26 protein-coding genes are annotated in these 25,250 nt (G+C 35.8%); 13 read left to right on the plus strand and 13 right to left on the minus strand.

The annotated features are described in order from the left end of the window. Positions 1 to 43 precede the first annotated feature (43 nt). Entirely contained in the window at positions 44 to 1,042 is a 999-nt protein-coding gene (locus ACAM30_RS08750) for a GntR family transcriptional regulator (protein ID WP_369618140.1), read from the plus strand. A 47-nt stretch (positions 1,043 to 1,089) separates the two neighbouring features. On the opposite strand, the gene ACAM30_RS08755 is transcribed toward ACAM30_RS08750, so the two are convergent. Further along, positions 1,090 to 1,779, minus strand: a complete 690-nt coding sequence (locus ACAM30_RS08755) for an NUDIX domain-containing protein (protein ID WP_017496929.1) — start codon at positions 1,777 to 1,779, stop codon at positions 1,090 to 1,092. A gap of 691 nt (positions 1,780 to 2,470) precedes the next feature. On the opposite strand from ACAM30_RS08755, the gene ACAM30_RS08760 reads away from it, so the two are divergent. From ACAM30_RS08760 to ACAM30_RS08780, 5 genes are all read left to right on the plus strand, one after another. Beyond that, positions 2,471 to 3,058: an RNA polymerase sigma-70 factor gene (locus tag ACAM30_RS08760; protein ID WP_369618141.1), complete on the plus strand. Its 588-nt coding sequence runs from the start codon at positions 2,471 to 2,473 to the stop codon at positions 3,056 to 3,058. A 13-nt stretch (positions 3,059 to 3,071) separates the two neighbouring features. Then, complete coding sequence (locus ACAM30_RS08765) at positions 3,072 to 3,731, plus strand: hypothetical protein (protein ID WP_369618142.1); 660 nt, start codon at positions 3,072 to 3,074, stop codon at positions 3,729 to 3,731. A 120-nt stretch (positions 3,732 to 3,851) separates the two neighbouring features. After that, entirely contained in the window at positions 3,852 to 6,212 is a 2,361-nt protein-coding gene (locus ACAM30_RS08770; protein ID WP_369618143.1) for a TonB-dependent receptor, read from the plus strand. A gap of 25 nt (positions 6,213 to 6,237) precedes the next feature. After that, the gene (locus ACAM30_RS08775) at positions 6,238 to 7,464 is read left to right on the plus strand and encodes a DUF4374 domain-containing protein (RefSeq protein ID WP_369618144.1); all 1,227 of its coding nucleotides are present in this window, start codon (positions 6,238 to 6,240) and stop codon (positions 7,462 to 7,464) included. A gap of 357 nt (positions 7,465 to 7,821) precedes the next feature. Then, positions 7,822 to 8,283, plus strand: a complete 462-nt coding sequence (locus ACAM30_RS08780; RefSeq protein ID WP_369618145.1) for an OsmC family protein — start codon at positions 7,822 to 7,824, stop codon at positions 8,281 to 8,283. Between the two features lie 78 nt (positions 8,284 to 8,361). Here the strand turns inward: ACAM30_RS08780 and ACAM30_RS08785 are convergent, their stop codons facing one another. Next, complete coding sequence (locus ACAM30_RS08785; RefSeq protein WP_369618146.1) at positions 8,362 to 9,045, minus strand: hypothetical protein; 684 nt, start codon at positions 9,043 to 9,045, stop codon at positions 8,362 to 8,364. Positions 9,046 to 9,177: 132 nt separating this feature from the next. Then, positions 9,178 to 9,456 carry a hypothetical protein gene (locus ACAM30_RS08790; RefSeq protein WP_369618147.1) on the minus strand — a complete coding sequence of 93 codons (279 nt, stop codon included), beginning with the start codon at positions 9,454 to 9,456 and terminating at the stop codon, positions 9,178 to 9,180. Between the two features lie 166 nt (positions 9,457 to 9,622). On the opposite strand from ACAM30_RS08790, the gene ACAM30_RS08795 reads away from it, so the two are divergent. Continuing rightward, entirely contained in the window at positions 9,623 to 10,024 is a 402-nt protein-coding gene (locus ACAM30_RS08795) for a helix-turn-helix domain-containing protein (protein ID WP_369618148.1), read from the plus strand. Positions 10,025 to 10,545: 521 nt separating this feature from the next. Here the strand turns inward: ACAM30_RS08795 and ACAM30_RS08800 are convergent. From ACAM30_RS08800 to ACAM30_RS08840, 9 genes are all read right to left on the minus strand, one after another. After that, positions 10,546 to 12,063, minus strand: coding sequence for a Dyp-type peroxidase (locus ACAM30_RS08800; RefSeq protein ID WP_369618149.1), 1,518 nt, complete (start codon positions 12,061 to 12,063; stop codon positions 10,546 to 10,548). Positions 12,064 to 12,087: 24 nt separating this feature from the next. Continuing rightward, on the minus strand, positions 12,088 to 12,762 hold the full coding sequence (locus tag ACAM30_RS08805) for a hypothetical protein (RefSeq protein WP_369618150.1): 675 nt from the start codon (positions 12,760 to 12,762) through the stop codon (positions 12,088 to 12,090). Positions 12,763 to 13,001: 239 nt separating this feature from the next. After that, complete coding sequence (locus tag ACAM30_RS08810) at positions 13,002 to 14,198, minus strand: aminopeptidase C (RefSeq protein WP_369618151.1); 1,197 nt, start codon at positions 14,196 to 14,198, stop codon at positions 13,002 to 13,004. Positions 14,199 to 14,550: 352 nt separating this feature from the next. Continuing rightward, positions 14,551 to 15,129, minus strand: coding sequence for a DUF4136 domain-containing protein (locus tag ACAM30_RS08815; protein WP_369618152.1), 579 nt, complete (start codon positions 15,127 to 15,129; stop codon positions 14,551 to 14,553). 333 nt (positions 15,130 to 15,462) lie between these two features. Next, positions 15,463 to 16,896 (minus strand): pyruvate kinase, encoded by a 1,434-nt coding sequence (gene pyk / locus ACAM30_RS08820; protein WP_369618153.1) that lies wholly within the window; start codon positions 16,894 to 16,896, stop codon positions 15,463 to 15,465. Positions 16,897 to 16,901: 5 nt separating this feature from the next. Next, positions 16,902 to 17,390 carry an IPExxxVDY family protein gene (locus ACAM30_RS08825; protein WP_017496944.1) on the minus strand — a complete coding sequence of 163 codons (489 nt, stop codon included), beginning with the start codon at positions 17,388 to 17,390 and terminating at the stop codon, positions 16,902 to 16,904. Between the two features lie 124 nt (positions 17,391 to 17,514). Further along, complete coding sequence (rnc, locus tag ACAM30_RS08830) at positions 17,515 to 18,255, minus strand: ribonuclease III (protein WP_369618154.1); 741 nt, start codon at positions 18,253 to 18,255, stop codon at positions 17,515 to 17,517. Between the two features lie 9 nt (positions 18,256 to 18,264). Further along, the gene (fabF, locus tag ACAM30_RS08835) at positions 18,265 to 19,518 is read right to left on the minus strand and encodes a beta-ketoacyl-ACP synthase II (RefSeq protein WP_369618155.1); all 1,254 of its coding nucleotides are present in this window, start codon (positions 19,516 to 19,518) and stop codon (positions 18,265 to 18,267) included. 245 nt (positions 19,519 to 19,763) lie between these two features. Continuing rightward, positions 19,764 to 20,000, minus strand: a complete 237-nt coding sequence (locus ACAM30_RS08840; RefSeq protein WP_007137004.1) for an acyl carrier protein — start codon at positions 19,998 to 20,000, stop codon at positions 19,764 to 19,766. Positions 20,001 to 20,175: 175 nt separating this feature from the next. On the opposite strand from ACAM30_RS08840, the gene purN reads away from it, so the two are divergent. Further along, positions 20,176 to 20,739, plus strand: a complete 564-nt coding sequence (gene purN / locus ACAM30_RS08845; RefSeq protein WP_369618156.1) for a phosphoribosylglycinamide formyltransferase — start codon at positions 20,176 to 20,178, stop codon at positions 20,737 to 20,739. A 166-nt stretch (positions 20,740 to 20,905) separates the two neighbouring features. Beyond that, complete coding sequence (gene rnhA, locus ACAM30_RS08850) at positions 20,906 to 21,382, plus strand: ribonuclease HI (protein WP_070906155.1); 477 nt, start codon at positions 20,906 to 20,908, stop codon at positions 21,380 to 21,382. A 69-nt stretch (positions 21,383 to 21,451) separates the two neighbouring features. On the opposite strand, the gene ACAM30_RS08855 is transcribed toward rnhA, so the two are convergent. After that, positions 21,452 to 21,799, minus strand: coding sequence for a DUF6249 domain-containing protein (locus ACAM30_RS08855; RefSeq protein WP_369618157.1), 348 nt, complete (start codon positions 21,797 to 21,799; stop codon positions 21,452 to 21,454). 308 nt (positions 21,800 to 22,107) lie between these two features. Here ACAM30_RS08855 and ACAM30_RS08860 point away from each other — a divergent pair, with 308 nt between their 5' ends. The 4 genes from ACAM30_RS08860 (at position 22,108) to ACAM30_RS08875 (ending at position 25,226) form a co-directional block, all read left to right on the plus strand. Continuing rightward, entirely contained in the window at positions 22,108 to 22,674 is a 567-nt protein-coding gene (locus ACAM30_RS08860; protein ID WP_369618158.1) for an RNA polymerase sigma factor, read from the plus strand. 4 nt (positions 22,675 to 22,678) lie between these two features. Further along, positions 22,679 to 23,074 carry a hypothetical protein gene (locus ACAM30_RS08865; protein WP_369618159.1) on the plus strand — a complete coding sequence of 132 codons (396 nt, stop codon included), beginning with the start codon at positions 22,679 to 22,681 and terminating at the stop codon, positions 23,072 to 23,074. Positions 23,075 to 23,083: 9 nt separating this feature from the next. Continuing rightward, positions 23,084 to 24,001 carry an alpha/beta hydrolase family protein gene (locus ACAM30_RS08870; RefSeq protein ID WP_369618160.1) on the plus strand — a complete coding sequence of 306 codons (918 nt, stop codon included), beginning with the start codon at positions 23,084 to 23,086 and terminating at the stop codon, positions 23,999 to 24,001. Between the two features lie 301 nt (positions 24,002 to 24,302). Next, positions 24,303 to 25,226 carry a PfkB family carbohydrate kinase gene (locus tag ACAM30_RS08875; RefSeq protein WP_017494535.1) on the plus strand — a complete coding sequence of 308 codons (924 nt, stop codon included), beginning with the start codon at positions 24,303 to 24,305 and terminating at the stop codon, positions 25,224 to 25,226. Positions 25,227 to 25,250: the final 24 nt, after the last annotated feature.

Genomic DNA, 25,250 nt, shown 5'->3' on the forward strand with positions numbered 1-25,250 from the left:
GTACCTACCAGTTTTTTGTATATTGCGCCAAAATCCATTTTTTATGAATATAATTTCCATCCAAAGCAATATTGGTTTACCAAAATACAAGCAGATTATTCTCTCTATTGAGAAGGCAATTGAGGAAGAAAAACTGGTAAAAGGCGATCGGCTTCCGTCAGTCAATAAAGTCTGTCTGGCCTTTTCGTTGTCACGTGATACAGTATTATTGGGATACGATGAGCTTAAAAAAAGAGGGATAATTTATGCCATTCCGGGTAAAGGCTATTATGTTAAAAGCGTTGAAATCAATATCAAGCAAAAGATTTTTTTACTTTTTGATGAGTTAAACAGTTTCAAAGAAGACATCTATAATTCGTTTATACAGAACATTGGAAAGAACGTTCAGGTTGATATTTTCTTTCATCATTTTAATGCTCAGGTATTTCAAAAACTGATTACTGACAGTAACGGAAATTACACCAAGTACATCATCATGCCCACCAATTTAACCGATGTGGCAGATATGATAAAAAACCTACCAGTAGGGGAGGTTATCATCTTGGACCAGACCAATCCGGATTTGAAATTGTATCCGGCAGTTTATCAAAATCACGAAAAAGATATTTTTGAAGGTTTAGTAAAAGGGAAATCACAAATGAATAAGTACAAAAAGCTCATTCTGATTTTTCCGGGATTTAGAGAACCGTTGGGAATGAAAACCGGTTTTATTGCTTTTTGTACAAAGTATGATTTTAAGTTTGATATCATCACAGAATTTACAAACGGAGAAATCAATACAGGTGATTTGTACATTATACCCAACGATCGTGATCTGGTTCGTGTTATTGAAAATGCCCAATCGCAAAGCCTTAAACTTGGAACGGATTTCGGAATTATTTCTTATAACGAAACTCCTTTGAAAAAGATTGTGGCTAACGGCATTGCCACCATTTCGACCGATTTTGAAATGATGGGAGAGATTTTAGCCGATATGGTGCTTCACGGACACAAGCAGCAGATAGAAAATAAATCGTCTCTTTTGATTCGAAACTCGTTATAATTTTTCAGCCCGCACTTCCAAATTTAAGAAATGACAGTCTGATTATTTTACAAGTTTAAAACAAAATTGTTGCGCAGTTTCTCTTCGTATTTTTCTTTATTGAAAGTATAGAGATAAGATCCTTTTCGGGAAGACTGCATGTCTTTTTCGTCCAGTTTGTTCAGAATTCCCATAGTATTAATCTTAGTGATAAAGTTTCTCTTGTCCAGTTCTTTGCTCAAAATAGCTTCGTACAATTCTAATAATTGGCGCATGGTGAATTTCTCAGGAAGTAATTCAAAACCAATTGGCTTGATCGAAGTTTTGTAACGCAATATTCTGATGGCTTGCTGCACCATTTCGTTGTGATCGAAAATTAAACTCGGAGCATCGGCAACACTAAACCATTGCGCATGATAATTTTCAATAAGCTCGGCATTGTGATCTTCAATATTAATCAAAGCATAGTACGAAACCGAAATGGTTCTTTCTAAGGGGTCACGATCAATTTCGCTGTAGGCATAAAGCTGTTCCATATATACATCGTTTAATCCCGTATACATTTTCAAAACTCGTATCGCAGCATTGTCGAGTACTTCGTCTTGCTTTAATAAACCTCCCATCAAAGACCATTTTCCTTTTTCAGGTTCGAATCCTCTTTTGATTAAAAGAATTTTCAAACCTTCGCGATCAAACCCAAAAATAATACAATCTACTGCTAACAAAACTTTATCTGCAGAGCTATAACTGTTAAGCATATTCAAATTTTTAGTGGTAAATATATAATCCTTTTAATTTCGTTTCTCAATTCTTAATTTCTTAAATGTCGTGTAGACACTTAATAAATGTAACCGTCTGTAAAAGTTACATTAATTGCTTCAGTTGAGACTCCTTTTACAAAAGTAATAGATTTTTAATGCTAAAATCATTATTAAAGCGGTCATTTTTTAACCTTTTTCACAAGTTTTTTGAAATAAAATACCATTTTACAGGGCAAAGCGTCACTTTTACGCAATAAAATAATAAGATTATTCTTGCTTATAGTACATAGTCTCCAAAAGTTTTTTACAGTTAAATTGACTTTGTAAAATATGATTTTGTTCTCGATGTGACAATGCGATATTTAGTTAATTTGCCAATTTTTGAATCGGGGATAAGGCGGTCAAACAAATAAATATTTTTGAAAAAGAAAGACGATTCTGATAGGACTTGTCAAATGGAAATACAATCCACAGTAGAGAAAAGATTGCGGTATTTTCTTGTGTCACGGGGGTAAATACTGGCTTAAACCCAGTAAAATAGGGCTTATAGCACTATCTTTTTTTTATTCTTTAAAAGGCAAATTATTAGAATATTATACAAGCAGATTTAAAAATATAGTACAAAATTTGAATATTCTTAATTTTATTTAGTCTAAATAAGATAGTTTTGTGTCATATTTTTATTTCTATGGAAAAGCAATATCTAAACATTAACGCCAGAAACTTTCCGGAGATTTATGATTTGTATTGGAATGAACTGTTTTGTTTTTGCAGACATCATGCCGGTGACGAAGAAGCTGCAAAGGAAATTGTACAGCAAATTTTCATCAGCATCTGGGAAAGACGGGAACAATTACAAATCGAAACTTCTATCAGAGCCTATCTATACGGTGCTGCAAAATTAAAAATATTAGAATATCATCGAAAGCAGGTCACTAAAAAGAAGTACGAAAGTACTCATTTTGCTGAGATAAATAAAGTATCCAACAATACAGAAGAGCATATTTTACATAAAGATCTGCTTCGGGAACTACAGCTGGCCATCAGCACACTTCCGGAACGCTGCAGACAGGTGTATTTAATGAGCAGGGAAGACGGGATGGATAACCGTTCTATTGCCGCCTCTCTTGTTATTACAGAGAAAGCCGTTGAAGGAAATATTACAAGAGCACTTCGGCACATTCGCGACCATTTAAAAGTTTTTCGAAGTTTGGTCATTTTTTTTACTCCCCTGTGTAGGGTTAGCGAGGACTTGTGCAACTACATCATTATATAATAAAACCAAGACTGTGTTTATTACATCCGATTTATTAGAAAAATATGCGCGAAAGGAATGCAATGCTGCCGAAAGGGTAACAGTGGAGCAATGGTTAAGTGTTATAGATTTAGAACGAGAAATTATTACCTCTCCGCAACGAGACGGACTAAAAGAAGAGATCTGGAGCACTATTGCCTCCAGGACCATTCACGCAAAACCAAAATCTCAGAACAGATTCCTCTATGCTGCACTAACAACTGCGGCCTGTGTGTTATTTGGAATTGTCAGTTTACACTACTACAATTCCTCAACTTTTGCTTCACAGATTTTAGTGAACAATTTAAACGGTCAGGAGATTAAGAAGATAAATATTGGAAGTTTATCTTTTTTGGTTGAACCGGGAAGTCAATGCAACATTTCAATGGATCTTTTGGGACAGGCAAACGATGTTAAGTTTTGCGGAGCCGTTTCAGTTATCAGCGATTCAGCAAAAGTGCAGGAATTTAATATTGGTACCGGAACTTCAGGCTGTACAACGGTGTATCAGGACAAGGTAAAATTGCAAAAAGGACAAACCTATCTCGCCATGACAGATGCCGACTATGAGGTAATAACGGCAACCAGAGATGAAATTGCCGAAGGTTTACCAAGAGTATTTAGCTCCAGACTGTCGGAACGTTTTAAGCTATAAGGAAATAGAAATAAAAAGAATAGAGAAGAAAAACCGATACAACTAAATAGAGAAGTTATTGGTTTAGGGAACAAATTATCAGTGATGCAATTGAAGAGATTTTTTTTAACGGTTATTTTAATGATCGTAGGTACTGCAGTTTATGCTCAGAATAATGGGGATGCCAGTTTTACAGGTTATATACTTGACGATAACAATCAGCCTGTTGCCGGTGCCGAAATTCAATTGCAAAATACTGCTGTGGTAGTGAAAAGTAATAGCTCAGGGAAATTTGTTTTTCAAAATATTGCATCAGGAAAATATCAGTTAGTGGTATCGATGACGGGTTATCAAATCCGGGAAATGGCTGTTGTTGTCGAACAGAATCAGAAAGAAGAAATTGTTATAGCGTTAAAATCGAATTCGGTTGTGTTAAATTCTGTTGATTTGTTTGGCAAAACGATTGAAACTAAAATCAAAGAACAGCCGTTTGCCGTTTCTGTTATCAATACAAAAAAACTGGCTGAACGTGATGTCGATTTGAATCGTTTAATGGATGGAGTATCCGGTATTCGCGTACAGGAGTCCGGTGGAATGGGCTCTGAAACCAATTATTCGATTAATGGATTATCCGGTAAAGCAGTAAAGTTTTTTGTAGATGGGATTCCGATGGAAAATTTCGGATCATCATTCAGCATCAACAATTTTTCCATCAATACACTCGAAAGAATCGAAATCTATAAAGGAGTTACTCCGGTTTCTTTTGGTGCCGATGCACTTGGAGGTTCTGTAAACCTTGTAACACGCAGTCGTCTTAAAAATTATATCGATGTGTCGCAAACCATTGGTTCATTCAATACCTATCGTACAGCGTTATCGGGAAAATGGAGAAATGAATCCGGTTTTACGTTGCAAACGAATTCTTTTTTTAATTATTCAGACAATAATTATCCCGTTTGGGGTCCAACGGTAGAAGTTGCGGGAGAAAATGGAAGACCTATTCCGGGTTATCCAAGATTCAAAAGATTTAATGACGATTATAAGTCGTACACCATTAGAACTGATATTGGTTTTACCAATGTCAAATGGGCAGATGCCTTGCTGTTAGGGTTTACTTTGTCAGATCAGGACAGAGGGATCCAAACAGGAAGAACAATGGCTTATGTGTATGGAGACGTGCGCTATAACGAGAAGTTTGTTATGCCTTCTCTGCGCTATTCTAAGAAAGGATTTTTATTTTCAAACTTAGATGTAGACCTCTATGCTTCTATAAACAAGTTAAGAGGTACAACAACAGATACCAGTTCTTATAAATACAACTGGACCGGAAAACCTATCGGAACAGTAGACGGAGAATTGGGAGGAATCAGATCGGGAAAATCCATTTACTCTTTTCAGGATCGTACACAGTTGGCCAGAATTAATTTTGTCTATCGCATACGAGAGAATCAGGAGGTCAATTTAAATTATGTGTTTACCGCTACCAGAAGAAAAGGCAGTGATGCTATTGCCGAAGCAGATTGGACAATTCCGCTGAGACAGCCTCAGGATCTGAACAAACATGTTGCGGGTTTATCGTATGAGATTTCTTCATTCGACGACCGTTGGAAGAATATTTTCTTTACAAAGTATTTTGCTTATGAAGCCAATGCTGTTGTATTTGATTACAATGGAGGAAGCTCTAAGGAAACCTTTTATCAGAATACGAAAGACAATGCATGGGCCTTTGGATACACCTCTAAATTGTTGTTACCAAAAGACTATACCATAAAATTTTCGGCTGAAAATACTGCCCGGTTACCGGAAGCCATAGAGCTTCTGGGTAATGGTAATACGATAGTAAATTCACCGGATTTGCAGCCTGAACGAAGCTTCAATGTGAATGCATCCCTTCAGAAAACAATTCGTAATACGGTTCAGAATATAAATTTTGGTCTTAATGTTTTTTTCAGAGATACCAAAAATCTGATTTGGTTAACAGAGGGAGATTTGATGGGAACCGCCCGCTATGAAAATTTAGGAAAAATACGTACCCTTGGGGTTGAGGTTGAAGCCAATTATGCCCGAAAGCAATGGTTGGAAACCTCATTCAATTTTACCTATCAGGATATTAGAAATATGCAGCGCTTTGAGGGGAACGGTGCGCCCAATCATGTTTATAAAGACCGATTGCGAAACACCCCTTATTTAATGGCAAATGCAGAGGCGAGAGTATTCCTGGATGAGATGCTTCAAATGAAACCGAAAATTTCCTTTTTTGTTAGCACACATTATGTTCATCAGTATTATTTAGGCTGGCCTAGTCTGGGGGAAGCACGAGAGAAAATGTACATTCCAACCCAGTTCGTTCAGGATGCCGGTTTTGGTTACATTTTTGGAAACGGACGTTACAGTGCCAATTTTGCCTGTCGTAATATTTTAGACAAACAAGTTTATGACAATTACTTACTGCAAAAGCCGGGAAGGTTTTTCAGTTTGAAACTACGATATTTTTTACAATAACCAATTAAATTTAAAATCAATGAAAATGAAATCGTTCTTAAAGAAAACAACCTTTATGGTTTCTGCTGTTACTATGTTTGCTGCAGTCGTAAGCTCTTGCAGTTCAAAGTCAGATGAAGTAGAAGCCGAAAGTGCACAGCATTTTACAATTGCCAGCTGGACTCAGGATTTGCAATATATCGCATCAGTACCTTCATTGGCAGAAGGATCTTTAACTTTTAAAGGTAAAGGTATTGAGGCTAACGGATCTCGTTATATCTGGCACAAACAGTATGTTTATTTGATGAACCTTCCGCAGAAAAAATTCATTCAATACGAAATGGGTAAAGACGGAAGTTTAAAAGAAAAAGGAGCAATACTTACAGACGGAGTGGTTCCGAATTACTTTCAATCCTTGAATATTGTAGACGATAATACCATGCTGGTTCTTGGCGGACTGGATATCAATAATGGTACTGTGGGCTGGGCCAGAATCAAACTAAGCGACTTCACGATCGAAGCAAAAGGAACATTGGCTGTACCTTATGATGCAGCTAAAAAAGGAGTTCAGTTTTCTGTGGGAAGAGCATTTGTAGACAACGGTAAGCTTATTTTGGGAGGTTATTTTTACGATAACGAATCAAAATCGTATACAGTTGATGGCGTAAGAGCTTTGGTTTACGATTATCCTGCAATGAATAACTTAAAAGTAATCAAAAGTACTGCAACTGAAGGTGGAGTGGGTTATGACTACTTAAATTCATTAGACAAAGACGAAGAAGGAAACCATTACTTCGTAGCGAGTGCCGGTAAATTCTGGACTGGAGTAGGTGGAAAATCAGGAGTGGTACGTATTAAAAAAGGCGCAGCAGATTTTGATAAAGATTATTTTATTGATGTAACCACACCATTAGGAAAACAAGCCTGTTTGATGGGAATAAATTATGTGGGTAACGGAATTGCAATTGGTACCGTTCAATACGAAGAGTTAATGACTTCCGTAAGAGACCGTTTAAAAAATGTAGGACAGTTGGTTAGAATTGATTTGAAAAACAAAACAGTTTCGTTGATTAATACACCTTTAAGCCCAGTTTCAATGGTACGTTCGCCATTGGTATTTAAAGGGAAATATTATACTGCAATTAGTCCTGTTGATGCTGTAGCTGCAATTTATGAAGTTGATCCTGCTACAGGAGCTTTCAAAAAAGGAACTACTTTAGATGGAGGAGGTTCTGTTACAGTTAATTTAATAGCACCACACCCAACAAAATAAATATAAACTCAGGTTTTGAATTGAGTAAGTATGGCCGGAAGCAATTCCGGCCATTTTTTGTTTTAAAGAAGTTTGAATTGCCCCAGCATTTCAATGACAATGAATTGAAGAAGTAATTTAACCCGTTTGTGTCATTTCGACCGGAGGGAGAAATCACACAAGAAACTCCGCTCCTAGAATCCCAATCTTTGTCAAATTTCGCATGCGATTTACTTCGTCAGTTGTTATCGTTCGAGTCTCTCTCTGGTCGAAATGACAATGCGGTAAGGTGAGTTTGTAAAAAACGTCACATTCAGATAAGACTAATTCGCAAACCATATAAAATCTTAACTTCGCAAGAACAAAAAGACAATCGTGATGAAACATTTATTCAAGGCAGCCGTAAAATGGACTTTTAAACCAAAAGGCGAAGACGCAACAAAAAGATTTTACATCAAAAGCCATCAGATTACCATCGAAGGAAAACCGGTTTTAAATGTTTCGGCAGCGAAAGCTTTTAAAGGAGATCCTGAGTTGTATAATCCTGAAGATTTATTGTTGAGCAGTCTCGTTTCCTGTCACATGATGTCGTATTTGTATGTATGCGCTCAAAACGGAATAGAAGTTCTGGAATACTCAGATGATGCAGAAGCGACACTTGAAGTCTCTCCAGACGGAAGCGGGCGTTTTGTTGCCGTTCATCTCAATCCTAAAGTAAAAATCGCAAACGCCGATCAGATTGAACTGGCTAATGGGCTTCATACTAAAGCCAATCAATTGTGTTTCATTGCCAATTCCTGCAACTTTCCTGTTTCGCATCATGGGAGTTGCGAGGCTTAGAACCTGTATTCCTGTTATTGAACTTGTATGATTTTAAAGCAACAGCAAATAAGCAGAAGTCTCAACTTTATTTTTATATTATTTTCGGGCAACTTTACTAACCGAATTTTTAATTTTGAACAGTTTCATTATTTCATTGGCTTTTTCGATCTGATCAATTCCTTTTAAGGATTGTGCATAGCGGTAATAATGCATAGCCTCTGGATCAGCAGTCATTTCAATAAGCTGGCCGTAATATTTAGCAGCCGTAACCAGATCACCTTCAAAATAAGCTTTGTCAGCAACTTTTGCGAGCATTTCTGGTGTTTTGTAGCCCTTGTCGATTACTTTTTTGTAGGTAGTTACAACATCTACGTTGATGTATTTCTGAGGTTCAGTGGGAGCAATTACCGTGACTTTAACAGGGTTAATGACATCGGAAACCGTTTTAGAAACAGTTTTAGGCTGTAAGCTCTCTTCAGCTATTTTTACTTTTGCTTTTCCATAAATGGGAGTTACTGTTCGGGTGTTGTTCGGACCCAGATTGTAGGTATCGATCATACTTATTTTTGGAACTTCGTATTGGGTAATTCTTTTTCCAAAAGCCATATGAACGGTTTCTTCAACATAATAACCCACAATAACAAGTCCGTCTTTAGGGGTGCCGTCCAATAGTAAAGTTGCGTTTTCGATTGCTGTTGGAGTGGGAGCTGAATGCTGACCAAAAGCATTAAACGAAAAAATAGGCACCATAGCGAGTAGAAGTGTTGCATACGTTTTCATGATGTTTAAATTAGTTTGTTGAAAATATCAAAACTTTACTTAAAGGTACTTATAGTTCTTAGGTATATCTTATTTAATCTACCAACGACCTTTTAAAAACGTTAAAACGCTCTTTTGGGCTGCTTAATCCTTCTAAATATTCCTGATTTTAAGGCTGGCTTTTTCGATTTCCTGATCGGTAAAAGGATCTAAGGCTTTTGCCAGCATTTTACTGGTTTTGATACAGCTGATCATTTTGGTTCGCAGATCGAGATCGTCTCCAATTTCGGTTTTAAGAATCTCTTCGAAAATCTCGGTTAAATAAGCGGGCTGGTCTCTAAATTCTCCTTCCATCCAGAGTGTCGATAAAAACTGGGCTACAGCAGTTATTACGGTATTTTGATCTTTAGGGCTTTGATTTTCTTTTGTCATGGCGTTAAGTTTATGATTAATAATTATACGAAAAAACGTACTTTTGTTTGATAGGCGCAATTAAAGAATAGATTGTACTGTACCGAATCATTTTTAGCGGTATTACACGGCACTAAATCTGTTTTTTACGATGCGTGTTATCATACTTAATTATTATCTTTGAATTATGAGCACATTAACGAAACCAAATCATATAGGGCGAAAAATTAGCCGTATTCGTGAACTTAGAGACATGAAGCAGGAAGCATTGGCGCAAGCGTTAGGAACAAACCAACAAGCTATCTCTGCTATGGAAAACAGTGAGACTATTGACGAAGAAAAACTTGTAGAAGTTGCAAAAGCACTTGGTGTAACGGCAGAAGCTATTAAAAATTTCTCTGAAGAAAATATGATTAATTATTTCAACACCTTTAATGATACTGATTTTAGCAATAGCCAAGGAGCTTTCAGTCAAAATCATCAATGCTCATTCAACCCCCTCGATAAAGTAGTAGAACTTTACGAACGTTTGGTTCAGGCAGAGAAAGAGAAAGTAGAATATTTAGAAAAATTATTGAAAGGGAAGTAATTCTTTTTTAAACTTATCATTTATATAAAAGAGAGGTCTCGTTTGAGATCTCTTTTTTTGTTTTAGCTTGTCTGTTTACCTTTTAAAGTTTTTGAAACAAAATTGAAACTAAAAATATTTTGTTACGCTTTTTGAAACAAAATTGAAATTTTTTAAAAAATGTTACAGCTTTTGTAACAAATTGGAATAAAATAAAAATTTGTTACAGCTTCCTTGCGTAAACCTTTGGGCACTTTGCGGTTAAAATAGCACACGGATTGTACGGATTCGTTTCACGAAAGCACGGATCAGCGCGGATTTTTTTATTATTGATTACAGAATAATTCTTCTTCCTAAGAAATCCGTTTTTATCAGCGTCTTCGCAAAGCGAACCTGCATAATCCGCGTTCCTTGCGTAAACCTTTGCATTCTTTGCGGTTAAAAAAAAGCGCTACAATTTTCATTGCAGCGTTTCTTTAGTCTTAAAATTCTAAGGTAATTATACCCCTAATTTCTCAGTAAGATCAAAAGGAATTCTCAATCTATGATGAGGGCGGAATTTTTCCTTCTGCAATATATTTTAAACCAGTAATTCCCGGTAAAAACAAATACAAACTTCCATCAGTACGAATGAAACGGGTCAGACCAGGAACTTCGTTATAGGTATCGTTTTTATTGAAAGCAAAAATGGAATCATAAGGATTGGCATCTGAAACCTGCGGACCAAACAGAGGATCAACACCGCTGTAATTTGGAGAATCATCGGGATTTCTGAAACCGCCCATTTCTAACCAGAGCTTCGTAACGAAACGAAATTGAAAATCGAGAACCGCTCCAATAAACAATCCAACGAGTCCTCTTTGTATACCGGCTTTTTCATTAGGATCGTATACGGGACCATAAGGCGAAGCGCGTCTTACAATTCTGTGGGTTTCGGCATTGTTACTGTTTCCGGTTACATTAAAATCATCCCGCGGGTTTGCTCTTCGTATGTGCGCTGCATACGGACACTTTAACCCATCTTCATCACTGCTTTGATCGCCCTGCTGGTTGGGACTTGGTGCTAAATAATTGAAGTTCGTAAAATTGAAATTTTTAGAGCTTGGCTCTCCCAAAGTTTTATCTTCTTTGTCAGGAGAGACCACAAGAGGTGTGCCATCGCGCCAGCGTCCGCACATTTTGGCAGCCATTAATTCGGGTGACGTTTTAGGGTCTGAATGGATGAATTTGTTGAACTTCGCTTCATCCTGATACAATAATCTAAATGCCGCAAAGGAACCGTTTACCAAAAGGGGATGTGCATTATAATCATCGGCATCCGAACTTATTACAAAACGATCCAGAGGAACTTTTGGTCTGTCGTCGATACTGCTTATTCCCATTAATTTTTTTAGTTTGGGTTTGTTCCATATAATATCATCAATACGCGGCTGAGATAAACTGTCCCGATAACCAAAATGTACATAATCTGAATTACCATCAACCGTTATAGGATCTGAATCCTGATAGTATACCGGAATTACAGCTGCTCCCGACGTTGTTTTGGGAATCATTTGCAACAAATCGGCATAATATTTTTCTCTGTTTTCGGGTGTTAAAGTAAAAAGCGTTAACTGAATATGAAGATCGCTACCATCTGGCTCCGGTTTTTGCTTTGGTATCCAGCCTCCGTTTTTCCACCAGTTAGCCGGAGCACTTTCGTCTGTGTCTCCCATTTCGGGTGCGTCAGCAATAGCTCCCTTTTTAAAGGAAGCAAAGACTTCTGCACTTGAATCATCACTTATTTCGTTACAATTGGCTGCTCCTATGAGTTTTTCTAAACCCCAATACGTAAACCCGATATTCAGACAATAATTGGGTTTAATCATATTTTTCCAGGGTTCAGCAGTGGTAATATGCAAACCTTTGGGATTGTTTTGTGAAGCAAGACCGGCACAGAGTTTTTTGGCTCCATTAACGTCTTTTATGCTTAGAATAATGTACCTGATATGCGGAAAATTATACCCTTTGAGTATTAATCCCTGCACATCATTCATCTCAGCCTGATTTGAATTGCTCATCTTTTATCGCAATAAGATTAAGAATTATTTGCAATCCGGTTTTTGGGCTTTTGGAAAACTATAAGTGACATCACTTGGAGCAGGTGGCCATATTTCACTGGCTTTTGGATATTTATCAATAATCTTGGCGACTGTAAGACCCGGGAAATTGGTGCCAAAAGTATATTTTCCGTTTTTATCGCCGGCAGAAAAAACAGGATCTCCAAAATTATAACGCATCAGGAAACAAAAGAATGCTGCTGCATTTTTTTTAACCCCTTTCTTTTTGATGATATATCTTGCTGAGGTTGGTCCGTCCGGGTCTACGCCGGGAATTCCTGTTTCATCTATTAAATGTAACAGCCCATTTAAACCATTTACTACGGCGTCAATTTCAAAAAAAGCATTGATATAAGCATCAAATTGCCCGTCATAGATTGACATTACCACCATTACGTCTTTTCCCGGAAAAGATTGAAATCCCGGAACCGGAATTCCCGGAGTAGGTTTTCCGTCTTCTTGTGCATAAATCGTAAAATAATGAACGCCGGTTGTTTTGCGGAGATCTCCGTTTGGTGCTGTTGCAGGAGCTGCAGCTTCTCTAATTAGCTGTGAAGCTTTTAGTGCCTCTGCCAAAAGGCCTTTTTTTAACGGAAGAAATAAAAATAGCAAATGCTGTTGCTCTGTAATAGGTACTGTAATTACTTGTGATGTTGACATGTTTTAATAGTTGATTTGATTATCCTACTCTGTTCAGGCTTTTCGGAGGTGCCTCTTAATGACTTAAGCAACACGAATGTATGGATACTAAAAACAACTCATCCAAGTACTTATACCTGATTTAGGCAAAAAAATAGCGCTTAACGTTCCTTGCGTCAACCTTTACGTATTTTGCGGTAAAAAAAAAGCGCCACAATTTTCATTGCAGCGCTTCTTTATTTTTTAAAACTCTAAGGTAATTATACTCCTAATTTCTTAGCAAGATCAGAAGGAATTCCTCCTTTGTTTACCATTAAAGCAGTCGTTTTGTATTTCACGAAGTTTTTAGTTACAAACAAGAAACCTTTGTAATCGTTTGTTTCTCCCCATGAGTTTTTAACGATGTAATATTCTTTTCCGGTTTGATCTTTGGCTAAACCAATGATGTGCATTCCGTGATCATCTGTTGTAGTGTAGTTGTCAAATGCTGTCTGACGCATTTCCGGTGTGATTTCCGGTTCAGCTTTTGGTCCGTTGAACATGTCTGCTTTTTCTTCAGCCGTCATGTCGTCGAATTTTTTAGTAGCTACATAAGCTACACCATTTTTCCAGCTAAAGCTTTTTTCGCTTACGTCAGTTGCCCATGCTACAGTGTATCCTTTTTTCAAAGCATTGTCAATAACATCAGTCATGTCGTTTACTTTTACGTTGTAAACCTGATCAAACGACCAGTTGTCCGGTACCATCATAGTTGTTTTTTGGTAGTACGGAGAAGTCGTGAAAGATGACATTTCGATATACTCATCAGGATTGATTCCTACTACTTCTTTAGCAAAAGATTGCGGAGTATAGTTTTTTCCTTTATAAGTAAAGTTTTCAGGAGTTTTTCCTAAATAAGAGTCGATCACAGCAGCGTATGCTTTTTGCCAGTTTGGAGTTAATTCTCCGTTTGGATTTTTCACTACAGCAGCCAAAACTCCTTCGATAAGAGCGGCCATTTCGCCAAATTTATTTTTGTCGGTTCCGTAGTTTAATCCTGTGTAAACTTCTCTCGGAACGGTTCCGTATTTTTTATACATATTAATTACATCGTGTAATGCACCACCGTCGCCTAAGCTAACTGCACCGTGCATACGTACGTAATTGATTCCTTTTTCAACATAAACGTTTCTTGCCGAAAAAATCTGAGACAATTCAACCGGTTGTTTTCCTAAACGAATCATTTCTGATTCTAAGAAAGAATTGGTTGAATAACTCCAGCACGTTCCTGATGAACCTTGTGCTTTTACCGAAGTAGTTCCAAGATTAATAACTTCAGTGAATTTAAAGCTATCTTTACTTTTTTCGCTTGCATTCATTTTTAGTGAATTCACTAAAATGTCTTGTGCAAAACAGCCAGTTGCGCCAACAAAAAATACAGAAGCTGCCAGTACTGATTTGAATGAAAATGTATTCATAATTTATGTTTAAGATTTTGATAAATTAGTCTCTCGTGTTTCTAATTTGTTACAAAACAATTAAATTTTAACTAATAAAACTAACCTCTAATCGTTAATTTTTATAAAATGTTTTTATTAAGCTATATAAACTTACAAAATACGCAAAATATAAACAGCAGTAAACCCTACCAGTTTTTCAACCGGTAGGGCTTGATAGTAATAGAAGATCTGTGAGATAGCCTCTTACGAGTACGCTAAGAGATGAGTTTAGTAAAAATAAGCTTTAGCTCTACGGGATAAAAACGATACATTTTCGGTTAAACCAGTAAATTAAACATAGTGTATTTTGATGATTTACAATTAGATAATTCTATTTTTTTGCTAGTCCGGGAGGGAATCCTACGAGGATTTTTTTGACAGAGGACGTAATAAATTCTTCAGGATTATTTGGTGTGCTGTCTATTTTAGCATTACCTATTCCCTGCCATACCAGTTTTTGTGTTTTTGTGGATACAATGTCAATGATTAGAGAGCCATCAACATAATCATAGGTATTGACAGTTGTAGTAGCTCCTCCCATCATAGGACCACCCCAATATCTGTAGGGGCGATACATGCCGCCATAGCCGTAAAAATCAGTGTTTGCTGATACTGAAGTTTTGTTTTTTAAGATGGATATTGCATTGATTTTCAGATCCGGGCTAACGGTAGTTTCCGTAAAACCTTTACTTAGCATTTCGCTGCGGATGGCTTTTGTAACGCGATCAACATTTAATTGACTAACCTGACCTTCCTGCGCTTTTAAGTCGTAAACAGCAAAAGTTTTATACTCGCTGAAATTGGTGTCACGATCATAATCGGTGGTAACTCGTACAGTTGGAGAGCAGCTGTACATTAAACCCAATAAAAACAGTGGGATTATACGGAGATTCTTTCTTTTAATATTCATCTTGTGGTATTTAAATTAATGATTAAATTAGTTAAATTTGAAATAATTAAAATATTGATTAAATCCGGAGTATAGGTAAAGTTGTGTTAAATAGTATGTTGAGGTTTTATAAAATATTAGTTTTCAGATGATAGCTTTCTACTCAAAGATAAATTATTTTATCTAATTTACATCGTTCCCTATATTTACTTTTGATGAAGTTATAGCAATTTCACTTCTATTTTAGCCCAGTGCAATTGGATTATATTAAATACGCAATTCGTATTAAAGTGCGGGAATAAAAAAAGCCACTCGATTATCGAATGGCTTTGTATGTAAACTTTAAGAAGTAAATTATTCTATTTCAGTAACTCTCATGGTATTTACCATTCCTTTTTCTTTAATAGGCATTGCAGCAAGATTGATTAAATAATCTCCTTTTACAACATATCCTCTTTCTCTTGCAATTTCGTTAACGTCAGTTACAGTATCATCTGTGCTTTCGTCTTTGTCATAGAAGTAAGATCTTACTCCCCATAACAAGTTCAATTGTGTTAGGATTCTTCTGTTTGAAGTAAATACTAAAATATGTGCAGATGGTCTCCAGGCTGAAATTTGGAAAGCAGTATAACCACTATTTGTCAAAGTACAAATTGCTTTTGCTTTGATTTCATTAGCCAATAAAGCTGCCTGATGGCAAACTGTTTTAGTAACAAAACGTTTTGTTTTAATTTGTGGTGTGTTTTGCGGAACCTGAATAAGCGGAGAGTCCTCAACTGCCTCACAAATTTGTGCCATTTTTTGAATAACCTGTACCGGATAATTTCCTGTAGCAGTTTCTCCTGACAACATTACAGCATCAGCTCCATCCATTACTGAGTTAGCAACGTCGTTTACTTCGGCTCTTGTAGGAGTCAAACTCGTAATCATTGTTTCCATCATTTGTGTTGCAACGATAACCGGAATTCTTGCTGTTTTTGCTCTGCGGATCAGATCTTTTTGTACCAATGGTACTTCGTGAGCAGGAAGTTCAACTCCTAAATCTCCACGAGCTACCATTAAGGCATCACAATACGCTACAATTTTATCCATGTTCTCAAGAGCTTCCGGCATTTCAATTTTAGCTACAATTGGAATTTTATGTTCGGAATGTTTTGCGATTAATTCCTGAAGATCTTGTAAATCACGAGGTGTTTTTACAAACGAAAGCGCGATCCAGTCTACTTTTTGTTCGATTGCGAAGATCGCATCAGCAATATCTTTCTCTGTTAAAGCCGGTAAAGAAATTTTAGTGTTTGGAAGATTAACTCCTTTTTTAGATTTTAATTCTCCACCCTGAATTACTTTAGCAGTAACCTCTGTTTTTTTATCAGTGGTAAGAATCTCAAAGATTAATTTACCATCGTCCAATAAAATACGTTCTCCCGGATTAACATCATTTGGGAAGTTTTGATATTTCATGAACACTTTCTGAGCGTTTCCTATGATATCTTCAGCAGTTGTAAAAGTAATAACATCACCATCATTTACTACTGTTCCTTCCTCCATTACTCCAACTCTAAGTTTTGGACCCTGTAAATCACCTAAGATTGCAGTAGTGTAACCAAACTCTTCATTAAGACCTCTAATAATATTAATTTTATCTTTTACTCCGTCGTAATCAGCATGCGAAAAATTGATTCTAAACACATTAACCCCTGCCTCGATCATATCCTTGATAATCTCCCTCGTACTACATGCAGGCCCAAGTGTAGCAACAATTTTGGTTTTTTTGTTTGTTTTTAGCATTTTTTTTAAAAAATTAGATTGTTTTTTGATTTTATCTTGTCAGTATCTACAGCATAAATTGCCGCAATACTTTCTATTTTGTTTAATTGCTGTTGAATTTCTGAAAAGTCAAGAGCCTCTTCGCTATTGTCAATTTTCAGGAAAAAATCTACTTTTTTGAATTCAGGAAGTAAATGAATTGTTGTTGAAACCTCACTTGTCTCATTGGAAAACAAATCTTGAGAATCATTTTTACTCACTGAAATGATCTCATTTTTATTCTGAATCAGATTCCATGAAACTGCTTTTTCGGAGTCATAATAATAAAATCTCGAAAAATTTGCCTCGCCTTCTTTAGTCTGAGCATGGATCTCGTTTTTGCTCTTACTTAAGTTTATCGGAAGGTTTTTATTGATAAAATAGGCCAATCTGTAATCTTCTAATGAAGTGTGAATTGCCATTAAATAATAATCAATTTCGTCAAATTCGTCTAAATCCAATCTATGAATAGCCATGTCATGAAAAATAAAGTGTAAATATACTATTTCTAACGGAGCATCAATAGTTAAGAAGTGTATGTTTTTGTTAAATTATAAACGAAAACGTTATAGCTTTAAGATAGTTACAAGTGTTTTGTAGCTATTTCTTGTCTATTTTTTCCTGAAATGCAAAATAAGCTCTTTGTGAAGCTTTTTCTTCTGCTTTCTTTTTTGAGGTTGCTCGTGCTCTTGCAATGACTTTATCGTCTATGCTTAATTTTACGCCAAATAAGCGTTGGCCATCAATGCCGTTATCTTCAAAAATGTCATAGTGAAAGATTCTTTTTTCTTTCTGACACCATTCGATAACTAAACTTTTATAGCTAATTACTTTCCCTTCAAGTCGTGCTATATCGACATAAGGAGTGATCACTCTTTTTTGAATAAATCTTTCGCAAAAAGAATATCCTTTATCCAGGTAAATGGCTCCAATAAGGGATTCGAAAATATTACCATGGATATTTTCGCCAAAATGCTGAATAGGAACTTTGCTTTCTACAAATCGAACGAGATTGAGGTCTTTACCCAGTTCATTCAAATGTTCGCGGCTCACAATTTTAGAACGCATTTTGGTAAGGTAACCTTCATCGCCTTTGGGTGCTTTGTTAAACAAATGCGCAGCGATAACAGCACTTAACATTGCATCTCCTAAAAACTCCAAACGTTCGTAATTAATCGGATGTCCCGATTCATCTAATTTGTTGGAGGAGCGATGTGTAAATGCTTTCTTATAAAAATCAATAGAAACGGGCTGAAATCCAAGTATTTTCTGAATAGTGTCAAAAAAAATCCCGTCTTCTTGAGAACGGGATTTTGAAAATATTTTTTTGATAATATTCATATGCAGAAATTAGTCCACTAATTTTTTAAACAATACGCAAGCATTGTGTCCACCAAAACCAAAAGTGTTACTCATGGCAACATTTACGTCTCTTTTTTGAGGTTTGTTTAAGGTAAGATTTAATGAAGGATCAATGTTCTCATCCACTACAGTATGATTAATCGTTGGAGGTACAATTCCGTGTTGCATAGCCAAAATAGAAGCAATTGCTTCAATAGCTCCGGCAGCACCAAGTAAGTGACCTGTCATTGATTTTGTAGAGTTAATATTGATTGTTTTTGCATGATCTCCAAAAACAGCACTAATTGCTTTTAATTCCGCAACGTCTCCAAGAGGAGTAGAAGTTCCGTGTGTGTTGATGTGATCAACATCTTCAGGATTCATTCCGGCATCTCTTAAAGTATTTTTCATTACTGCAATAACTCCAATTCCTTCCGGATGTGGTGCCGTTAAGTGGTAAGCATCAGATGACATACCGCCACCGCCAATTTCACAGTAAATTTTTGCTCCTCTGGCTTTTGCATGTTCGTAATCTTCAAGAACCAATGCTCCTGCTCCTTCTCCTAATACAAAACCATCTCTGGTTGCATCAAAAGGTCTTGAAGCTGTTTCCGGGCTTTCGTTTCTTGTTGATAGGGCGTGCATTGAGCTAAAACCTCCCATGCCGGCAATGGTTACAGCTGCTTCAGAACCACCTGAGATAATAACATCACACATTCCTAAACGAATGTAGTTGAAAGCATCAATTAATGCATTTGCGGAAGAAGCACATGCAGAAACAGTAGTATAATTTGGTCCCATATATCCGTTACGCATCGAAATGTGTGCAGGTGCTATATCGGCAATCATCTTAGGGATAAAAAACGGATTGAATTTTGGTGTTCCGTCTCCTTTAGCATAATACATTACTTCTTCCTGAAAAGTTTCCAGACCTCCAATTCCTGCTCCCCAGATAACACCAACTCTTGTCTTATCTATATTATCATTAGTAAGTCCTGCATCTTTAATAGCTTCATCGCTGGCAGCAACTGCATATTGAGCGAATTTATCTAATCTACGAGATTCTTTACGATCCATAAAATCTTCAATATTGAAGTTTTTTACTTCACAGGCAAATTTCGTTTTATGCTTCTCTGTATCATAATATGTGATAGGAGCGGCTCCGCTAACTCCATTCACAAGTGCATTCCAATATTCCTGGATATTATTCCCGATAGGAGTAAGTGCACCTAATCCTGTTACAACAACTCGCCTTAATGCCATAAATATGTATTTTGTACTTTAAACAAATAAAACCCACGCTTTCTTAAATTGTACTGTTTACTTAAGAGCCATGGGCATTACAATATAAATATATCTTTTTGATTGAAAATCAATCGAAATTTAATTTTGAGAAAAAATAATAACACCCGATCCTTAAAAATTTTGAATTTCAAAAAAACAAATACCAATAACTGGAGTTTGGAATTTCAAAAAACTGGAATTTTTAGAAATCGGGTGCGGTATTATTATTTTTTAGCTTCTTCGATATAAGAAATAGCTTGACCAACAGTAGCAATGTTTTCTGCTTGATCGTCTGGAATTTGAATATCAAATTCTTTTTCGAATTCCATAATAAGCTCAACAGTGTCTAATGAGTCAGCTCCTAAATCATTAGTGAAGCTTGCTTCTGTTACAACTTCGTTTTCGTCAACACCTAATTTGTCTACGATAATCGCTTTTACTCTTGATGCAATGTCTGACATAATCTTTAATTTTAGAATTTAATTTGTTGGCAAAAATAAAAAACTTTATTTTAAAACAACTATTTAGTTTATAAATGTAACACTAATTTATAAAATTAATTTCAAGAAAGACTTTTTAAGACTATTTATTTTCGATTTTTATTCCGTTTTTTGCAGTCTAAAAATTAAGTGGATTATGAAAAAAATCATTGTTTTTGCCTCAGGATCAGGAACTAATGCTGAAAACATTATAAAGTATTTTGCGAAAACCAAAATGGCAAAGGTCGTTTCGGTTTTTACAAATAACGCTTCGGCAAAAGTTATAGAAAGAGCAAAAAATCATCAAATTCCAGTCGAAATCTTCTCCAAAAACGAACTTTTAGAGCGAAATGTATTACAAAAAATACAGGAAATAGGTCCGGATCTGATAGTTCTTGCAGGTTTCTTGTTGAAATTTCCAGAGAACATAATAGAGCAATATCCCGATCAGATCATAAACATACATCCGGCACTTTTACCTAATTATGGAGGCAAAGGAATGTACGGAATGCACATACACAGGGCTGTAGTAGAGAATAAGGAAAAAGAAACCGGAATCTCTATTCATTTTGTAAATGAAAATTATGACGAAGGCGGGATCATTTTTCAGAAAAGTGTAGCCTTAACCGAGGAAGATACTGCGGAAACTGTGGCCGAAAAGATTCATGAACTGGAACAAAAGTATTTTCCTGAAATTATTTCGAGATTATTAGAATCTTAAATATCTAAAATTGTTGGATTTTTAGACATCTTAGATTTTTTTTAATGCTTAATGTGTTTTAGGTTTTTCTAAAATTAATCAAGACTAAAAATCCAGTAGTCAGGTAATCTAACAATCGAATCGTCTAATAATCTAAAATTCTAATATCTAAGAAGTCTAAAAAAGAATGAGTCACGAAGTACATATATATACAGATGGTGCTGCAAAAGGGAATCCCGGAAACGGGGGGTACGGAGTGGTGATGGAATTGGTTGGAACTCCGCATAAGAAAGAATTCTATGAAGGGTTTCGTCTTACTACTAATAACCGAATGGAACTTTTGGCTGTAATTGTTGGGCTTGAAAAGCTAAAAAAGCCCAATATGAAGGTTTTAGTGGTTTCAGATTCTAAATATGTCATTGATTCTGTGGTGAAGAAATGGGTCTTTGGCTGGGAGAAAAAAAACTATGCAGGCAAGAAAAATCCCGATTTATGGAAACGCTTCCTGATTATTTACCGCAAACATCAGGTCGATTTCAAATGGATTAAAGGGCATAACAATCACCCTCAGAACGAACGCTGTGATGAATTGGCCGTTATGGCATCGATGCAGAAAAAACTTTCTGTAGATGTTTATTATGAAACTATTGGTTCAAAATCATAAAAAAGTAAAGCGCCGGAAGTAATAGTTTCCGGCGCTTTTGTTATTATAAGGTATTGCTTGGATAATTTTTTATTCTTTGTCTAAGCTTTTTGCTTTGTTGAATCCAGCAAGCAAGCCAACTCCCGCCATAATAAAAATAATAGACGGATATACTGCTGAATCATCCAGTGAAGTATAGGTTGTAATAATCAGAGCAAGGAAAATTCCAACTCCGCTTCCTATTAATAGAAAAGCAAGATTCAAAACAAATATTTTCCAGGCCGGAACACCTGTTCCGCTTCCTTTTAAAAAGATGCTGGCGTCAATGCCTTTTTCTATAAGTGCTAAACGCTCTCTGTTTCTGGTTGATAATATAAGGTAAATAATCCCGAAGATCATTAGAAACATGCTTATTGGTACTAAAATTTCTGGTCCCATATTTTTTATTGTTTAAATTGATTGATACTCCATAGGACGACAGCTTTAAAATTTAGGTTACAGCTTTTGGTAAAAAAAATCAATTTTTAAAATCCAAATTCCAAAACTTGCTGATTATGAGTTAATTTTGAATGTCGAAACTTTGATAAGGGACTAATAAATATACTCAATAAGCAGATTTTAGATCTTGAAACCTGAAACTTGAAACCTGAAACTTGGAATTAGGAATTTGAGATTAGGAATTTATTTTTTTCGATTTATTTTATAATTCTTGTAACCTGCAACAACAAACAGTCGTCCTATATAATATGAGTACAATACCAGATCAACATTATATCGATAAAATCCTGCAGGGCGATACCAATGCGTTTGCTGTGCTGGTAGACCGTTATAAGAATATGATCTTTACTCTGGCGCATCAAATGGTTAAAAACAGAGAAGAGGCTGAAGAAGTTTCGCAGGATACTTTTATTAAAATTTATAATTCGTTGAGTAAATTTAAAGGAGATTCGAAATTTTCAACCTGGGCCTACAAAGTGGCGTATAATACCTGTTTGGATCGTTTGAAGAAAAATAAAAAAGAAGATCTGAATATTTCAATAGATGAATTTTCGGCACATTTAATTAAAACAATGGACAATGCTTTGAGTGCTTTAGAGGATAAAGAACGAAAGCAAATGATTCAGAACTGTTTGAACTCGTTGCCGGCAGAAGAGAATTTTTTATTGACTTTATTTTATTTCGAAGATCAGAGTTTAGAAGAAATTGGAAAAGTTATGGGAATTACAGGCAATAATGTTAAGGTGAAATTATTCAGAAGCCGACAAAAATTAGCGGTAATTTTAAAAAAGCAATTAGAACTGGAAATAGTATAATGTTATGAAAGAGAGCGACAAAAATATAGAAAATCTTATTGATAAAATGATGAGCGAAACCACTTTAGATTCGCCTTCAATTGATTTTACCTCGAAAATAATGGCTCAGATTCAGCTGGTTGAAAAGAGTGAAGCTAAAGTGTATAAACCTCTGATTTCTAAATCGACCTGGTTTGTGATTGGCTTAGGTTTGATTGCTTTGATGGTTTATGCAGTATTCTTTGATGGAACCGACAATAACCTGGAAATTGGAAAAGCCTATACAGATAAGATTTCGACGCTGTTTTCAGGAATACATTTATCTAAAAATGTTTTATATGCTGTTTTAGTGGTTCCTTTTATGGTGTTGATTCAGGTTGGAGTTTTGAAAAATTATTTTGATAAAAAATATCAGTTATAGATTTTGAATATGAAAAATAGAACAGCAATTTTTAAACAGATAAAAGCAACAAAAACATACAGATATTCTATTTTAATGTTTTTGCTATTAGTTACTAGTTATGCATCGGCATTTTCTTCAAACTTTACTACCAAAGAAATAAAGTTTATTAGTGAAGGAATTTCACTTTCCGGAACTGTTTTTACCCCTGATAACATACAGGCAGCCGTTGTGATTGTTCATGGATCCGGACAAGAAAAAAGAATGATAAATTTTGCCACAATCCTTGCCAACAATGGAATTGCAGTTTTGACCTATGATAAACGCGGAGTAGGAGAATCAGCAGGGGTATATGCCGGACCTGAAGTAGGAACTAATAATGTTGATTTTTCAAATTTGAATCTTTTGTCTTTAGATGCCAGTGCTGCAGTAAATGCTTTAGCGGAACATTTATCCAATAAGCAAATATCTATAGGTTTAATAGGTGGTAGTCAGGCTGGGTGGATAATTCCATTGGCGGCAGAGAAAAATAAGAAAGTTAAATTTATGACAATATTTAGCGGAGCATTGATAACGGTTAAAGAGCAATTGAGATTTCAGTTTTATACTAATGGGGATAAAAAGTTTTGGGATACCCACTCGGAAGAAGATGCAAGAAAGCATATATTGAATGATAAAGACAGGTATGAATTTATAGATACAGATCCGATAGATGTTCTGTCTAAATTATCCATTCCCGGATTATGGATTTTCGGAGGTAAGGACATCCAGGTTCCTGTAAATTTATCGATTGAGCATCTTACTGTTTTAGAACATAAAGGAAAGTTGTACGGATATAAATTGTTTCCAAATTTGGGTCACAATACAGCATTTTCGGACTCTGAAGAGCCTATGAAAGATGCTGTCAACTGGATTAAAAATACAAGCGAGCGAAAGAATCGCAAGTAAAAAAAAGAGAAGCGCATGAGTGCTAATTCCTGCTAAGACAGATTGAGGATCGTCTAATTTATTCCGAATTCAAAAAAATATCTTTATTAAAAAAAAGAAGATAGGGTATGTGATGTGAAATAATTAAAGTTATTCTTAAAAAAGTTGCATCTCAAATCTGAAAAATCATTTTTAATATGTTCATTTACAATAGCTTTACTCTTGAATCGGGGCTGTTTTTTTATGAAAATTTTGAGAAGCTAAACCGTTGCAATATTGTAACTTATGAAGTATCTTTGCACCCTAATTCGAAATTCATAAAATGAATAAATTATTGATTGTTGGAACGGTTGCTTTCGACGCGATTGAAACTCCTTTCGGAAAAACAGATAAAATATTAGGTGGTGCTGCGACTTACATTGGTTTATCAGCATCTTTTTTCAACCTGCAATCGGCTATTGTTTCTGTAGTTGGAGACGATTTCCCTCAAGAACATTTGGATTTACTGACTTCAAAAAATATTGATATCTCAGGTATCGAAATTGTAAAAGGCGGTAAAACATTTTTCTGGAGCGGTTTGTACCACAATGATCTAAATTCCAGAGATACTTTAGTGACAGAACTTAATGTATTGGCTGATTTCCAGCCAAAAGTTCCTCAAAACTATAAAGATGCCGATGTGGTGATGTTAGGAAACTTACACCCATTAGTACAAAGCAGTGTTTTGGATCAGTTAGAGAAAAAACCAAAATTAGTAGTTTTAGATACTATGAACTTCTGGATGGACTGTGCTTTACCTGAATTATTAGACGTGATCAAACGTGTTGACGTAATCACTATCAATGATGAAGAGGCAAGACAGCTTTCAGGAGAATATTCCTTAGTAAAAGCGGCAGCCAAAATTCAGGAATTAGGACCTAAATATGTGGTGATTAAAAAAGGTGAGCATGGTGCACTTTTATTCCACAACAGAGAAGTATTCTTTGCTCCGGCATTACCATTAGAAGATGTTTTTGATCCAACAGGAGCAGGAGACACTTTCGCAGGTGGTTTTTCAGGATTCATTGCACAAAGTGAAAACATTTCGTTTGGCAATATGAAAAATGCGATAATCTACGGTTCAAATTTAGCTTCATTCTGTGTAGAGAAATTTGGAACAGAAAGGATGGAAAGCTTAAGCAAAGCTGAAGTAGCGATTCGATTACAACAGTTTAAGTCGTTAACTCAGTTTGACATAGAAATATAATGCCCAAAAGCCTCGAATAATAAC

This window comes from Flavobacterium sp. CFS9 (genome assembly GCF_041154745.1).
Lineage (GTDB): Bacteria > Bacteroidota > Bacteroidia > Flavobacteriales > Flavobacteriaceae > Flavobacterium.